15 protein-coding genes are annotated in these 15386 nt (G+C 54.8%); 8 read left to right on the top strand and 7 right to left on the bottom strand.

The window, feature by feature from the left end:
- Window positions 1-58 precede the first annotated feature (58 nt).
- Together F0Q32_RS02300 and F0Q32_RS02295 are read right to left on the bottom strand one after the other, a co-directional pair.
- Entirely contained in the window at window positions 59-1705 is a 1647-nt protein-coding gene (locus F0Q32_RS02300; protein ID WP_149461797.1) for a Na+/H+ antiporter, read from the bottom strand.
- Window positions 1706-1855: 150 nt separating this feature from the next.
- Window positions 1856-2875: a LacI family DNA-binding transcriptional regulator gene (locus F0Q32_RS02295; protein ID WP_149461796.1), complete on the bottom strand. Its 1020-nt coding sequence runs from the start codon at window positions 2873-2875 to the stop codon at window positions 1856-1858.
- Window positions 2876-3120: 245 nt separating this feature from the next.
- Here F0Q32_RS02295 and F0Q32_RS02290 point away from each other — a divergent pair, with 245 nt between their 5' ends.
- The 5 genes from F0Q32_RS02290 (at window position 3121) to F0Q32_RS02270 (ending at window position 7097) form a co-directional block, all read left to right on the top strand.
- Complete coding sequence (locus F0Q32_RS02290; protein ID WP_149461795.1) at window positions 3121-3564, top strand: PTS sugar transporter subunit IIA; 444 nt, start codon at window positions 3121-3123, stop codon at window positions 3562-3564.
- Between the two features lie 82 nt (window positions 3565-3646).
- Complete coding sequence (locus tag F0Q32_RS02285; protein WP_015966306.1) at window positions 3647-3919, top strand: PTS sugar transporter subunit IIB; 273 nt, start codon at window positions 3647-3649, stop codon at window positions 3917-3919.
- A 22-nt stretch (window positions 3920-3941) separates the two neighbouring features.
- The gene (locus F0Q32_RS02280) at window positions 3942-5324 is read left to right on the top strand and encodes a PTS ascorbate transporter subunit IIC (RefSeq protein WP_149461794.1); all 1383 of its coding nucleotides are present in this window, start codon (window positions 3942-3944) and stop codon (window positions 5322-5324) included.
- Entirely contained in the window at window positions 5324-6151 is an 828-nt protein-coding gene (locus F0Q32_RS02275) for a transketolase (RefSeq protein ID WP_149461793.1), read from the top strand. The genes F0Q32_RS02280 and F0Q32_RS02275 overlap by 1 nt, the downstream gene beginning before the upstream one ends.
- A complete protein-coding gene (locus tag F0Q32_RS02270; RefSeq protein WP_149461792.1) occupies window positions 6144-7097 on the top strand; it encodes a transketolase family protein in 954 nt (317 codons plus the stop codon). Before F0Q32_RS02275 ends, F0Q32_RS02270 begins: the two co-directional genes overlap by 8 nt.
- A gap of 115 nt (window positions 7098-7212) precedes the next feature.
- On the opposite strand, the gene F0Q32_RS02265 is transcribed toward F0Q32_RS02270, so the two are convergent.
- From F0Q32_RS02265 to soxR, 3 genes are all read right to left on the bottom strand, one after another.
- Window positions 7213-8562, bottom strand: a complete 1350-nt coding sequence (locus tag F0Q32_RS02265) for an NCS2 family permease (protein ID WP_149461791.1) — start codon at window positions 8560-8562, stop codon at window positions 7213-7215.
- A 415-nt stretch (window positions 8563-8977) separates the two neighbouring features.
- Window positions 8978-9646, bottom strand: a complete 669-nt coding sequence (locus tag F0Q32_RS02255; protein WP_149461790.1) for a glutathione S-transferase family protein — start codon at window positions 9644-9646, stop codon at window positions 8978-8980.
- A gap of 263 nt (window positions 9647-9909) precedes the next feature.
- Window positions 9910-10368: a redox-sensitive transcriptional activator SoxR gene (soxR, locus tag F0Q32_RS02250; protein WP_015966312.1), complete on the bottom strand. Its 459-nt coding sequence runs from the start codon at window positions 10366-10368 to the stop codon at window positions 9910-9912.
- A gap of 87 nt (window positions 10369-10455) precedes the next feature.
- Here soxR and soxS point away from each other — a divergent pair, with 87 nt between their 5' ends.
- Together soxS and F0Q32_RS02240 are read left to right on the top strand one after the other, a co-directional pair.
- Window positions 10456-10785, top strand: coding sequence for a superoxide response transcriptional regulator SoxS (gene soxS / locus F0Q32_RS02245; RefSeq protein WP_149461789.1), 330 nt, complete (start codon window positions 10456-10458; stop codon window positions 10783-10785).
- Between the two features lie 272 nt (window positions 10786-11057).
- Window positions 11058-11339, top strand: a complete 282-nt coding sequence (locus F0Q32_RS02240; RefSeq protein WP_015966314.1) for a YjcB family protein — start codon at window positions 11058-11060, stop codon at window positions 11337-11339.
- 54 nt (window positions 11340-11393) lie between these two features.
- Here the strand turns inward: F0Q32_RS02240 and ssb1 are convergent, their stop codons facing one another.
- Window positions 11394-11921, bottom strand: a complete 528-nt coding sequence (ssb1, locus tag F0Q32_RS02235; protein ID WP_149461788.1) for a single-stranded DNA-binding protein SSB1 — start codon at window positions 11919-11921, stop codon at window positions 11394-11396.
- 247 nt (window positions 11922-12168) lie between these two features.
- On the opposite strand from ssb1, the gene uvrA reads away from it, so the two are divergent.
- Window positions 12169-14994, top strand: coding sequence for an excinuclease ABC subunit UvrA (gene uvrA / locus F0Q32_RS02230; RefSeq protein WP_149461787.1), 2826 nt, complete (start codon window positions 12169-12171; stop codon window positions 14992-14994).
- Here uvrA and F0Q32_RS02225 read toward each other — a convergent pair whose 3' ends face one another.
- The gene (locus F0Q32_RS02225; RefSeq protein WP_149461786.1) at window positions 14995-15348 is read right to left on the bottom strand and encodes an MmcQ/YjbR family DNA-binding protein; all 354 of its coding nucleotides are present in this window, start codon (window positions 15346-15348) and stop codon (window positions 14995-14997) included.
- Window positions 15349-15386 lie beyond the last annotated feature (38 nt).

Raw genomic sequence — 15386 nt, 5'->3', positions numbered from 1 at the left:
GACAGAACAGCGCCGGTTGTCTCCCTCTCCCTGTGGGAGAGGGCCGGGGTGAGGGGCATCACTCACCTTCAATCAACAGCGCTTCCAGCAAATCAAGGTCATGCAGCAATTTCTGCAACGTCTCGTTACTGATCTGCCGCGTCGCACGCAGGTGATACAATTCCCCGCGCTCAGAACGCAGCGCCGCCAGGCGGAAACGACGTTCCAGTTGCTCTTCCAGCATTGACGTTTCGACGTCATTACGCCCATCGGCGCGGCGACGCAGGTTACCAATCACGCGGGAACTGACTTCCGTCAGCAACTGGTTATCGATGTTCTCCTGGGTATCTGCCGCCAGTCGCTCTTCCATCTTCTGAATCGCGACAATCGCCACTTCCGCCGTTGCGGACCGGGCCAGGCGCTCCTCTTTTTGCTGCTGCGGCAGATCACGAACTTCAACGTGGCGCAGCAGAATCGGCAGCATAATCACGCCAACAAACAGTGAGAAGAGAATGACGCCCGCCGACAGGAACACCAGTTCATAACGTGCCGGGAAGACGTTGCCATCGGGCAGCAGCAGCGGGATGGAGAGCACACCGGCAAGGGTAATCGCCCCGCGCACGCCGGCGAAGGAGGCAATGGCCAGCTCGCGCGTTGACCAGCTCCCGAACTCCATCGGTTTTTTCTTCAGGAAGCGTTGGCTGAAGCGCTGCATCGTCCACAGCCAGCCAAAGCGCACCAGCATCAGCGCCGCATAAATCAGCAGAATGTCGGTAAACAGCATCCAGATTTCAACGTTCGGATCGGCTTCTGCAGCCACCAGAGAGGTCTCAAGAATGCCCGGTAATTGCAGGCCCAACAGCAGGAACACCATGCCGTTAAACACGAACTCCAGCATCGCCCAGGTGCTGTTGGCACGCAGGCGCATTGCCAGCGGCGCGGTACGCATCACGCCGGAACGGGTGATGGTCATCCCCGCCGCCACCGCCGCGAGGATACCGGATACGCCGACGTGTTCCGCAATCAGATAAGACGCGAACGGCAGCAGGAACAGCAGCACGATTTGCGTTGCCGGCTCATCGCCGCCCCAGCGGCTCAGGAAGCGCAGCGAGCGACCATACAGCCAGCTGACCACAAAACCGGCCAGGATGCCGCCAATCGCCACTTTCATAAATTCCAGCGTCGCGCCGCCAACGGTAAAGACCATCGTGCCCATGGCAACCGCCACGGCAAATTTTAGCGAGACCAGGCCAGAAGCATCGTTCATCAACGCTTCGCCCTGCAAGATGCCCATGATTTTCTTCGGAATGCGCCCTTCTCCAACAATCCCGGAGAGCGCCACCGCATCGGTCGGCGACAGCACCGCCGCCAGCGCGAACGCAGGCACCAGTGGGATCCCTGGCACCAGCCAGTAAATCAGGAAACCAATACCAACCACCGTCACCAGCACCAGCGCAAGGGCCAGGCCGAGGATTTCGCGCCCGTGTTCAAGGAACTCGCGGGTCGGCGTTTTCCAGCCATCGGCGAACAGCAGCGGCGGAATAAACAGAACGAGGAACAGCTCCGGGTCGAACTCCACGTGAAGGCCGAAGGTCGGCCACGCCAGCAGCGCACCGATGGCGATCTGCATCAGCGGCAGCGGCACCTGAAATGGCAAGACACGGGTTACAACCCCGGAGAGCGAGACCACGAGGGTCATGATGAGTATGGTGAAGAATATTTCCATGCGATCCCTGTTTGCAGCGTTGTCTTATTATGTGGAACGTAAAATATGAAGCGTCATGCCTCTGTATCATACGCATACCAGAGTAACGCAAAAGGAAACGAGACGATCCTTAAAATGAAAAATCGACCGGTAAAAAAATGCGAAAAATCATTAACAGCTGTCGCGCTGGCACAACCTTGAGGTAATCGTCGCTTTCGGGCTCCAGTCGTTGTCGCTCAGTCGCGCGAGTAACGCTTTTCCGGCATCCGCGCCAATTTTTCGATGCGGCACAGCCATGGTGGTGAGGGGTGGCTGACACACCCGGCTCACATCGCTGTCGCCAAATCCAACAACCGCGAGATCTTCCGGCACTTTAATACGCCGACGCTGACACTCATACAGCACACCGCAGGCCAGCTCATCCGATTCACACACCAGCGCGTCCAGTTCCGGCCAAGCCAGCAGAAATTCCGGAAGCTGCGCTGCACCGGTGGAAAACGTGGGCGACGACGCCGCGTTAATGACGCGATCCGGGGAACGGTGATGACGCAACATCGCCTTGTACCACCCCTGCAGATGCTGTTGAAACACCCATTTTTCCTGATTGGCGCAGAGTAAGCCTATGTTTTGATAACCACGTGTGATCAGCATTTCGGTCAGTTCAAACATCGCAGCAGCATGGTCAATGCCGATATTCATATCAATAGGATCGGCACGCACCGCGCCAATCTCCATCACCGGAATCGACGCATTTTGCAGCCAGTTGCGCACGTTTTCACTGTGTTCGACGCTCAGCAGTACCGCCGCCGCGATATTGGAAGCCAGCAGGGTTTCCAGCAGTTTTTCTTCCTGCTCCGGCTGATGCTGAGACTCCGCCAGCATGATTTGATAGCCAGCCGGTTGCAGCACCTGCTGTAAACCCGCAAACATTTCTGAGCAGCCGAATTCGCTAAGATGCGGCACGACCATCGCGATCGTCCACGATGAGGCGGAAGCCAACGCGCTGGCCGCCAGATTCGGCACATAGCCAAGCTCCTGAACGGCGGCTTCAATTTTCTCGCGTAACTTATCCGATACCGCCTCGGGCGTTCGCAGGGCCCGGGATACGGTCATCGTGCCAACCCCTGCCAGCTGGGCGACGTCGGCCAGGGTAACCTTTCCCGTACTGCGTCGTTTTCGGGTTATCGACATTTGAATTCCTGAGTAAACGCTATGTTATTAGAGAGTTAGCGATCATTTTTTCTTCACATGTTGGGCAGTATACGCCGGAAATCCACAATTTTGCTGTGAATTGATGCGCCTCGATTTGATAGCGCTATCACAATTTCCAATGATACATTTTGATAGCGCTATCTTTGTGATAATCATCACGGTTACCAACTTCGCCGTTGAATAAAGTTTGCTCATTCCACACATCCCGTTGCAGGAGAATCCATGTGCTGAACCAATGGCTGAATGACACCACCATTGCACTAAGAAGTGAGGTCGAAAACTGGCCTCAGGCGCTGGAGATTTGCGCTCAGCCGCTGCTTGAATCGGGCGTAATCGAACCCGGTTACGTGACGGCGATAATCCAGCAGCATCAAAAATTAGGCCCCTATTACGTCCTGGCGCCCGGCCTTGCAATGCCGCACGCCCGCCCGGAAGAAGGCGCTCGGGGAATGGGATTGTCATTACTGAAATTACAGCACGGCGTGGCATTCGACGCCGATGAGTTTGATCCCGTCGATGTGATTATCATGCTCGCGGCCCCCGATAAGCACAGCCATATTGAAATGATTTCTGCGCTTGCCGAGCTTTTTTCCAGCGAAGACGATCTCGCATTGCTGCATCAGGCGAAAACATTAGAGGAGATTACAACCATTATTTCCCGTTTCTGATTTTATTTTTTCTCCGTTTTACATGCTCACGATCTCTCCTGACATCGTGCGCCCGTACTCTACTCAAAATAAGGTAACAACCATGAAAATAATGGCAATTTGTGGCTCCGGTTTGGGCAGTAGTTTTATGGTGGAAATGAATATCAAAAAAGTACTGAAGAAATTAAATATTGAGGCGGAAGTCGAGCATTCAGATTTATCTTCGGCAACACCCGGCGCTGCCGATCTCTTTGTGATGGCGAAAGATATTGCCAGTAGCGCCAGTGTTCCGGAAAGTCAGCTCGTCGTCATTAACAATATTATCGATATTAATGAATTAGAAACTAAGCTCAGCGCTTATTTCTCGGCACAATAATCCTGATTAAAGCGAGGCGGATATGTTTATCCTTGAAACGCTAAATTTTGTTGTCGATATTCTTAAAGTCCCTTCCGTTCTGGTCGGGTTAATTGCCTTAATTGGCCTCGTGGCACAGAAAAAATCATTTTCTGATGTAGTAAAAGGTACCATCAAAACCATTCTCGGCTTCATTGTGCTGGGCGGCGGCGCATCCGTACTGGTGGGTTCACTGAATCCACTTGGCGGTATGTTCGAACATGCATTCAACATTCAGGGCATCATTCCTAACAACGAAGCGATCGTCTCTATCGCGCTGGAAAAATATGGCGCATCAACGGCGCTCATCATGGCCTTCGGCATGGTAGCCAATATCATCGTCGCCCGCTTCACGCGTCTGAAGTACATCTTCCTGACCGGGCACCATACGTTTTATATGGCGTGCATGATCGGCGTTATTTTGACGGTGGCGGGCTTCGACGGCATTGGTCTGGTGTTTACCGGGTCGCTGATTCTTGGTCTGGTGATGGCCTTCTTCCCGGCGCTGGCGCAACGCTATATGAAGCGCATTACCGGTACTGACGATATCGCGTTTGGTCACTTCGGCACGCTGGGTTATGTGCTTTCTGGCTGGATTGGCAGCGTGTGCGGAAAGGGTTCCCGCTCTACTGAAGAGATGAACCTGCCGAAAAATCTGAGCTTCCTGCGCGACAGTTCGATCTCGATTTCTCTCACCATGATCATCATTTACATGATTCTGGCCGTCAGTGCCGGACGCGAATATGTTGAAACCCAGCTCAGCGGCGGACAAAACTACCTGGTTTACTCCATCATTCAGGCCATCACCTTTGCAGCGGGCGTGTTCATCATCTTACAGGGTGTACGCTTAATCCTCGCAGAAATCGTGCCGGCCTTTACCGGCTTCTCGGAAAAACTGGTGCCTAATGCCCGCCCGGCGCTGGATTGCCCGGTCGTCTATCCCTATGCGCCTAATGCGGTTTTAATTGGTTTCCTGTTCAGCTTCCTCGGCGGGTTGGTTGGTTTGTTCCTGCTCGGGCAGTTCAAACTGGTATTGATTCTGCCAGGCGTTGTACCGCACTTCTTCACCGGCGCCACCGCAGGCGTGTTTGGTAACGCCACCGGAGGCCGACGCGGCGCAATGATCGGCGCATTTGCCAACGGCTTGTTGATCACCTTCCTCCCGGTATTGCTGTTGCCAGTGCTTGGCGCGATTGGCTTCGCGAATACCACCTTCTCCGACGCGGATTTCGGCGTCGTCGGCATCATCATGGGTAACCTGGCACGCTACCTCTCACCGATGGCGATTACCGGCCTGGTCGTGGCGCTGTTCGCGCTACTGGTGGTCTACAACATCGTGAAAAGTAAACCCGACGCGCAGCAGCAAGACACAGGAGCAAAATCATAATGCATGATGAACTGAAAAGACTGGCGCGCGATATTCGCGTTGCCACGCTGAAATCCTTAACCCAGCTCGGTTTTGGTCACTATGGCGGCAGCATGTCGGTGGTGGAGACGCTGGCGGTGCTGTATGGCGATGTGATGCGCATCGACCCCGCCGACCCGGACTGGCCGCAGCGCGACTATTTTGTCCTGTCGAAAGGTCATGCGGGCCCTGCGCTGTACAGCACGCTGGCAATCAAAGGCTATTTCCCGATGGAGGAGCTGGCCACGCTTAACCAGAACGGCACGCGCCTGCCAAGTCACCCGGACCGGCTCAAAACGCGCGGCGTGGATGCCACTACAGGCTCGCTCGGCCAGGGGATATCTATCGCGGCGGGCATGGCGCTGTCGCATAAACTCGCCAGCCGTCCTAATCGCGTGTTTTGCATTGTCGGCGACGGTGAGCTGAACGAAGGTCAATGCTGGGAAGCGTTCCAGTTTATCGCCCACCATAAACTGAACAACCTGCTGGTATTTATCGACTGGAACAAGCAGCAACTGGATGGCGAACTGGACGACATTATCGCCCCCTTCGATCTTGCGGAAAAATTCAACGCTTTCGGTTTCGATGTACAAACGGTAAAAGGCGACGATATTGCAGCGATTCAGGCCGTCACCCGCCCGGTACGCAGCGGCGATGATCGTCCCCGCATCGTGATCCTCGATAGTGTGAAAGGGCAAGGTGTGCCTTATCTGGAAAGTCTGAGCAATACCCACCATCTGCGCCTGAATGATGAGATGCGAGAGGCGCTGAATGAATCTATTCGCCAACTGGAGGCCGCGTATGATTAAGGTTGCACCTGCGGGAGAAAAAGACGCCGTTGAAATGCGTAAGGTCTACGCCGGGTTTATCGCGGAACAGGTCAAGGCAGGCAGCGAGATTATTGCACTGGAAGCAGACCTGATGAGTTCGATGGCGATGGATAGCGTACAGCGCGAATTTCCCCAACACGTCATCAACTGCGGGATCATGGAGGCCAACGTGATTGGCACTGCCGCAGGGCTGGCGCTGACCGGGCGGAAACCCTTTGTCCACACGTTTACCGCATTCGCCAGTCGCCGCTGCTTTGACCAGTTATTTATGTCGTTGGATTATCAGCGCAATAACGTCAAAGTGATCGCCTCTGATGCGGGCGTCACTGCCTGTCACAACGGCGGCACACATATGTCGTTTGAAGATATGGGCATTGTGCGCGGCCTGGCGCACTCCGTGGTGCTGGAAGTCACCGACGCAGCAATGTTTAAAGATATTCTGCGCCAACTCGCTACCCTGGAAGGTTTCTACTGGGTACGTACCATCCGTAAACAGGCACCCACGGTTTATCAGGAGGGCTCGACATTCACCATCGGTAAAGGAAACGTTCTGCGCGACGGCAATGACATCACGCTAATCGCCAACGGTATTATGGTGGCGAAAGCGCTCGAAGCGGCGGAAAAGCTTTCTGCTGAAGGAGTGAGTGCCGCCGTTATCGATATGTTTACGCTCAAGCCTATCGACCGAATGCTGGTGAAGAACTATGCCGAGAAAACCGGGCGAATTGTCACCTGCGAAAACCACAGCATTCATAACGGGCTGGGCTCGGCGGTGGCGGAAGTTTTGGTGGAAACCTGCCCGGTCCCGATGCGCCGTGTGGGCGTGAAAGAGCGCTATGGCCAGGTAGGAACGCAGGATTTTCTGGAGCAGGGGTATGGGCTCACACGCGATGATATTGTCGCGGCGGCAAGGAAATTGCTGTAGTAAAGGTGTAAAAAAAGCGGCCGTGAGGCCGCTTTAGAGGAACTGTAGGGCGCACGCTGTAAATAGCCTGATGGCGCTGCGCTTATCAGGCCTACAAAGCCCGCAGTAATACGAATTAAATCGCCCAACCGCCCGCATAAAACGCCACCAGCGCTACCGCAATCACGATAGTGCCGATATTCAGCTTACGCCACTCACCAGACACCACGCGGCCAATCACCAGTGTGGCGAAACCGATCATAATGCCGGTCACAATGTTGCAGGTCAGCACGATAAATACAGCGGTAATCAGGCCAGACATCGCATCAACAAAGTCGTTGAAGTCAATACGTGCCACGTTGCTCAGCATCAGCAGGCCAACGTACATCAGCGCCGGAGCGGTGGCGTAGGCCGGAACCAGATAAGAGAGCGGAGAGAGGAACAGAATCAACAGGAACAGGATGCCGACGGTGATCGCCGTTAAGCCCGTCTTGCCGCCCGCCGCCGTACCGGCTGCAGATTCGATGTACACTGCCGCTGGCGCTGCGCCAACAAACGCGGAGAACACGCTGCTCAGGGAGTCAGTGGTCAGCGCTTTGCCGCCGTTGATAATCTGCCCGTCTTTGTCCAGCAGGTTAGCCTGACCGGCGACGGCGCGAATAGTGCCAGTGGCATCGAACACCGCCGTCATCACCAACGCCAGTACGCTAGGCAGCACGATCGGGTTCAGTGCGCCCATGATATCCAGGCTGCCAATCAGCGAGTTACCATTGTCATCGCTCAGAGAAGGCATGGCGAAGAAACCGGAGAAGTGCACATTCGGATCAAAAATCAGGCCGACAATCGACACCCCGATAATGGTCAGCAGAATGCCGCCCGGCACTTTTAGTTTTTCGAGTCCGATAATCATCGCCAGACCGACCAGCGACATAATTACCGGGAAGCTGGCAAAGTGACCCAGCGCAACTGGCAGACCATCCAGCGGGTTCTTGATCACCAGGCCGACGCCGTTTGCCGCAATCAGCAGCAGGAACAGGCCGATACCAATACCGGTGCCGTGCGCGATTCCCTGCGGCAAATTGCGCAAAATCCAGCTACGGATGCCCGTCGCAGAAATAATGGTAAACAGAACACCCATCAGGAACACCGCGCCCAGCGCGACCGGAATGCTGATTTGTTGGCCCAGCACCAGGCTGAACGCAGTGAATGCGGTCAGCGAGATAGCGCAGCCAATGGCCAGCGGCAGGTTAGCCCACAGACCCATCACGATGGAGCCGACGCCTGCCACCAGACAGGTAGCCACGAAGACTGCCGCAGGCGGGAAGCCTGCTTTGCCCAACATCCCCGGCACGACGATAACGGAATAGACCATCGCCAGGAAGGTGGTAAGACCGGCGACAATCTCCTGACGAACGGAGCTACCACGAGCAGAAATTTTAAACCAGGCGTCGAGTGAACCGCCGGTACGCGCTGAAGGCGTAGACATAGAAAACATCCCCTGAAAATTTTTATCATTCGTTCGCATACGTGGTGGAGCATCCACTGACAGTTAAACGTCATCTCCTTGTGCTTAAACCTCGCGGCAAAGGGGAGCCGCAAAAAAGCAAACGTTTAACTCCGCGCATACAATACGGTTGAGCGTTACCTGCCACCCTGCACATGCAGAATGGGTATTTTCTGGACGACAGCGGCAAATTGACTAAGCATAAAACGTCAAAAATGCCAGCAGAAGGCGTCAGAATTTTAAGGCAAACGATTATCTGGTTTTTATGGCACCATTTTCAACTGATGTTTACGCCATTTCGCTAAAATTCGCTTATGACGATGAAGAAATCGCCAACTCATGCGCAAACGTTATCGTTCATGCGCAATCTAACAACATTTTTGTTGCAACTCTGGCGTTATTCACCGGGAAGTGAAAAGGGGCCGCCCTTCGCAATCGCCTGTTGCCAGGCCGGACGTGCTTCCACACGCGCCTTCCATGCGGCGATATGGGGCAGAGACGGTATCCCACCGCGAGAAAGCAGCGCAAACAGCGGAAAACTCATCTGAATGTCCGCCATGCTCAGGCTCTCCCCCGCAAACCACGGCGTTTTCGCCAGATGCGACTCAATAAACCCGGCATGCGTGGCAATCTGCCTATTCAGCCAGGCTTTCTGGACGCCCGTTCCCAGCACTTTCCCCACCGTGCGCAATCCCAACGGCACCGGGGATTTGCCCAGCATCTGCAAAACCAGCTTGATCATCATGAGCGACATCAACGAGCCTTCGGCATAGTGCAGCCAGAAGCGATACTGTAGTTTTTGGTCGATTTCCTGCGGTTTAAAGCGGTTTTCGGGATCGCCGATTTCCTGAAGATATTCGAGGATCGCGCCAGATTCAGCAATAACGTGCCCGTTATCTTCGACAATCGGCGATTTTCCCAGCGGATGGATTTTTTTCAGGGTGTCGGGAGCCAGCATATCAGCCCCGCGCTGATAGCGAACAATCTGGTAAGGCAGGTTCAACTCTTCCAGCGCCCAGAGCACGCGCTGCGAGCGGGATTGATTCAGATGGTGGACGGTTAACATGATTTTCTCCGCAGGTTTGTTCAAATTAACTATAGGAACAGACGGCGATCCCCGTAAAAATTGCGGCGAAAAAAACGTCAATCTGACTGGCGAACAGGGGGAGGAGAGGTAGACTTAAAGTGTCAGCACAAACCGGAACCTCCAACCCGTAGCTCGACCGAGGGATGCTGATGTCGGGGGAAACCCTCCCATGAACCAGTGGGATAGAGCGAAAGACAAAGACCGGAACATACGAAAGCGCCCAGTTGTGGCGCTTTCGTTTTTTATTCGTCTTCCAGCAGGCGCGCGCCCGTTCCTTCTTCCCCCAGTTTGTCACCAGGGTTACGCAGCGGGCAGTCACGCAGTGACATACAGCCGCAACCGATACAGCCATCAAGCTGATCGCGCAGCGCTTCCATCGAATGAATGCGTTTATCCAGCTCCTGACGCCACTGGGTGGTCAGGCGTTTCCAGTCTTTTTGCCCCAATGTATGCCCTTCGGGCACCACGCCCAGCGACTCGCCGATCGTGGCGAGCGGAATGCCCAGACGCTGAGCGATTTTAATGATGGCTACATAGCGCAGCACGTCACGTTTATACCGCCGCTGGTTGCCCGCGTTGCGCTGGCTGCGGATGAGGCCTTTGCTTTCATAAAAGTGCAAAGCGGAGACGGCAACCCCGGTACGTCTGGCGACTTCGCCCGGTGTAAGCAGCGTTTTAATGCGCGTTGGTTTTTTTTCCATTTTCTGCTTTACCTCAAGTTAACTTGAGGAATTATACTCGCCAGCAAGACAAAAGTTGAAGCAAAAATAGACAACGGGGAGAGCCTTATGTCCCATCGGGAAATTATTCAAACGCTTATCGAATGGATAGATGAACATATCGATCAACCACTGAATATTGATATCGTGGCGAAAAAATCCGGCTACTCGAAATGGTATCTACAACGGATGTTCCGTACCGAGATGCGTCAAACGCTGGGTGACTACATTCGTCAGCGTCGCCTGCTATTGGCTGCGCAGGAGTTGCGTAATACCCAGCGCCCGATTTTCGATATTGCCATGGATCTGGGTTATGTTTCCCAGCAAACCTTCTCGCGTGTTTTCCGCCGTGAATTCGACCGCACGCCGAGCGACTATCGCCACCGTCTTTCCGCATGAACAACACGCCGGATAGCGCTTGCGCTTATCCGGCCTAAAGGTAAAACAGAGCCCTTTCCTTATGTAACTATTGTCAGCGATAAATGGCGCAATTTGCCGCGTTTACCTCTGGTGAATAAAGCAGCAATTGTGATATAGTTCACACTATAGAGTGAAACAAAAACAGCGTTTCATATCATTTGTGAATGCCTGTCGATAGCCAGAGTGGACTACACCTTCGTGAGAACGCCGCGCTGTCAGGGCATACCGTTTATCTCTGAGGATAAGGTCTCATGGTTTCTATCTCTACAGGTGTCGTACTGTTACGCTGGCCGCTTTTCAGCGCCATTCTGATGTTCCTTGCCAGTACGCTGAAAATTCGCTTGCGCAAAGCGGATTACGCGGGTCTCGCGGTGATTTGTAGCGCGCTGGGCGTGGCCTCTGCCTGCTGGTTCGCAACGGGGTTGTTGGGAATTACGATGGTGGATATTGCGACTATCTGCAATAACATCAAAGAGGTGATGGTGGAAGTGATGAGCCAGACACCGCCAGAATGGCCGATGGTGTTGACCTGATAAAACCCTATTTATAAAAAAACCTGCTTTCGCAGGTTTTTTTATGTCTGAAAATCAGAACGGGATATCGTCGTCGAAGTCCATTGGCGGTTCGTTAGACGGTGCCGGAGCAGCCTGCTGCTGCGGACGAGACTGCGCGCCGCCGCTGAACTGGTTGCCGCCCTGTGGCTGCTGAGGCTGGCCCCAACCGCCCTGCTGCTGACCCTGACCACCTGCCGGTGCGCCGCCGCCCTGACGACCACCCAGCATCTGCATGGTGCCGCCAACGTTGACAACCACTTCGGTGGTGTATTTTTCAACGCCGGACTGATCGGTCCATTTACGGGTACGCAGCTGGCCTTCAATATAAACCTGAGAGCCTTTACGCAGGTATTCACCCGCAACTTCCGCGAGTTTGCCGAACAGCACAACACGGTGCCATTCAGTTTGCTCTTTCATTTCACCGGTCGCTTTATCACGCCAGGATTCGGAAGTAGCCAGCGTAATGTTGGCAACTGCGCCACCATTCGGCATGTAGCGTACTTCCGGGTCCTGGCCCAGATTACCGACGAGAATCACCTTGTTTACGCCTCTGCTGGCCATGATTGTCTCTCCTGAATGTGTTTCTTAATAGTGTAAACGCGCGATTGTAGCATTTCAAAGAGGCGTTTTGATAGCATGCGACGGTGATTCCACTAAACTCGTTTACGTTGAATATCTTACACTCAACAATGGAATGCACATTCCACTACTGTATATTCATTCAGGGTGAGTTGTGTCATAATTAGCCGTTTCCGCCGTTTGTCCTTCAAGCAAATCTGGCAAGCCGAGTCTCTACCGGGAAAGGTAAATGGATAAGATCGAAGTTCGGGGCGCCCGCACCCACAATCTCAAAAATATCAACCTCATCATCCCGCGCGACAAACTGATTGTCGTTACCGGGCTGTCGGGGTCTGGCAAATCTTCACTGGCTTTTGACACCCTCTACGCCGAGGGGCAGCGTCGCTACGTCGAATCGCTTTCTGCGTATGCGCGCCAGTTCCTGTCGCTGATGGAGAAGCCGGATGTCGATCATATTGAAGGGCTGTCGCCTGCTATCTCTATTGAGCAGAAGTCGACCTCCCATAACCCGCGTTCCACGGTCGGGACCATTACCGAAATTCACGACTACCTGCGTCTGCTTTATGCTCGCGTAGGCGAGCCGCGTTGCCCCGATCACGACGTGCCGCTGGCGGCGCAAACCGTCAGCCAGATGGTCGACAACGTGCTGACGCAGCCGGAAGGCAAACGCCTGATGCTGCTGGCGCCAATCATAAAAGAGCGTAAAGGCGAGCACACCAAAACGCTGGAAAACCTGGCAAGCCAGGGCTATATCCGCGCGCGTATCGATGGCGAAGTGTGCGACCTGTCCGATCCACCGACGCTGGAGTTGCAAAAGAAACACACCATTGAAGTGGTTATCGACCGCTTCAAAGTGCGCGAAGACCTGGCGCAGCGTCTGGCTGAGTCGTTTGAAACTGCACTGGAGCTTTCCGGCGGCACCGCAATCGTCTCTGATATGGACGATCCGAAAGCGGATGAGCTGCTCTTCTCCGCCAACTTCGCCTGCCCGATTTGCGGCTACAGCATGAGCGAACTGGAACCGCGTTTGTTCTCGTTCAACAACCCGGCGGGCGCGTGCCCAACCTGTGACGGTCTGGGCGTGCAGCAATATTTTGACCCGGATCGCATCATTCAGAACCCGGAACTGTCGCTGGCGGGTGGCGCTATTCGCGGTTGGGATCGCCGTAATTTCTACTATTTCCAGATGCTGCGCTCGCTGGCGGAGCATTATGATTTCGACGTTGAAGCGCCGTGGGGCAGCCTGAACGCGTCAGTGCAGAAAGTGGTGCTGTACGGTTCCGGTAAAGAATCCATCGAATTCAAATACATGAACGATCGGGGCGATACCTCCGTGCGTCGTCATCCGTTTGAAGGCGTGCTGCACAATATGGAACGCCGCTACAAAGAGACGGAATCCAGCGCGGTGCGCGAAGAGCTGGCGAAATTCATCAGCAACCGTCCGTGCGCCAGCTGCGACGGCACGCGTCTGCGCCGCGAAGCACGTCACGTGTACGTGGAAAATACCCCGTTGCCGACCATCTCTGACATGAGCATTGGTCATGCGATGGACTTCTTCAATAATCTGAAACTTTCCGGCCAGCGCGCGAAAATCGCTGAAAAAGTGCTGAAAGAGATTGGTGACCGCCTGAAGTTCCTCGTCAACGTTGGCCTGAACTACCTCACGCTCTCCCGCTCGGCAGAAACCCTCTCCGGCGGTGAAGCTCAGCGTATTCGTCTGGCGAGCCAGATTGGCGCCGGGTTAGTCGGCGTGATGTACGTGCTGGATGAGCCGTCCATCGGCCTGCATCAGCGTGATAACGAACGTCTGCTCGGCACATTGATTCACCTGCGTAACCTCGGTAACACGGTGATTGTGGTCGAACACGACGAAGATGCGATTCGTGCCGCTGACCACGTTATCGATATCGGCCCTGGCGCGGGCGTACACGGCGGTCAGGTTGTCGCGGAAGGGACGCTGGACGACATCATGGCAGTGCCAGAGTCGCTAACCGGCCAGTTCATGAGCGGCAAACGTAAAATCGAAGTGCCGAAAAATCGCGTACCGGCGGACCCTGCGAAAGTGCTGAAACTGAGCGGCGCGCGCGGCAACAACCTGAAAGATGTCACGTTGACGCTGCCCGTCGGCCTGTTCACCTGTATCACCGGGGTATCCGGTTCCGGGAAATCAACGCTGATTAACGACACCTTGTTCCCGATTGCTCAGCGCCAGCTTAACGGCGCGACTATCGCCGAACCTGCGCCGTATCGCGATGTTCAGGGGCTTGAACACTTCGACAAAGTCATCGACATCGACCAAAGCCCAATTGGCCGTACGCCGCGCTCTAACCCGGCAACCTACACCGGCGTCTTTACGCCTGTGCGTGAGTTGTTTGCGGGCGTGCCGGAATCACGCGCGCGCGGCTATACGCCGGGGCGTTTCAGCTTTAACGTCCGTGGCGGGCGCTGCGAAGCATGTCAGGGCGATGGCGTGATCAAAGTCGAAATGCACTTCCTGCCGGATATCTACGTGCCGTGTGACCAGTGCAAAGGCAAACGCTATAACCGCGAAACGCTGGAGATTAAGTACAAAGGCAAAACCATCCACGAAGTGCTGGATATGACCATTGAAGAAGCACGTGAGTTCTTCGATGCCGTTCCGGCGCTGGCGCGCAAGCTGCAAACCCTGATGGATGTCGGCCTGACCTACATTCGTCTCGGCCAGGCGGCGACGACGCTATCGGGTGGTGAAGCCCAGCGCGTCAAACTGGCGCGTGAACTCTCCAAACGCGGTACCGGACAGACGCTGTACATTCTCGATGAGCCGACCACCGGCCTGCACTTTGCGGATATTCAGCAACTGCTGGAAGTGCTGCACCAGTTGCGCGACCAGGGCAACACCATCGTGGTCATTGAGCACAACCTTGATGTGATCAAAACCGCCGACTGGATTGTTGACCTTGGCCCGGAAGGCGGCAGCGGCGGCGGGGAGATTCTCGTCTCCGGCACGCCAGAAACCGTCGCCGAATGCGAAGCCTCACATACGGCGCGCTTCCTTAAACCGATGCTGAAGTAGTCATTTCACTAGCTGCTGCCGGGTTTGTTCCGGCAGTAGCGTGATTGCCTGCTGATACGAGGCATCCACCAGATAGTAAATTTGCGAGTCCGGCAAGGTGCCGTCAAGGTAAACCGTGCTCCAGTGTGCTTTATTGAGATGACGGCTGGGACGCACATCGCTGTGCTGCTGGCGCAGCAGTTCTGCCAGCTCAGGGCTGGTTTTCAACGACACCGCCGGGCGTTCTTCCACCTCTTTGACCATCGCGAAAAGCACATCCGCAACCTTAATCTGCGTCGCTTTCCAGTCGCTGTGGACGCTTTGCTCCGCGCCACGCTTCGCCATGCAGTACACCAAAAGATCCGAACTGGTCATTTTATACCTCTTAGTCTCACGAGCCACGGAGTGCCAAA

It is taken from the genome of Pseudocitrobacter sp. 73 (genome assembly GCF_008369545.1).
Taxonomy (GTDB): Bacteria; Pseudomonadota; Gammaproteobacteria; order Enterobacterales; family Enterobacteriaceae; genus Pseudocitrobacter; species Pseudocitrobacter vendiensis.
Note: the sequence above shows the minus strand (reverse complement) of the source record. Positions and strands in the feature narration are given on the sequence as shown.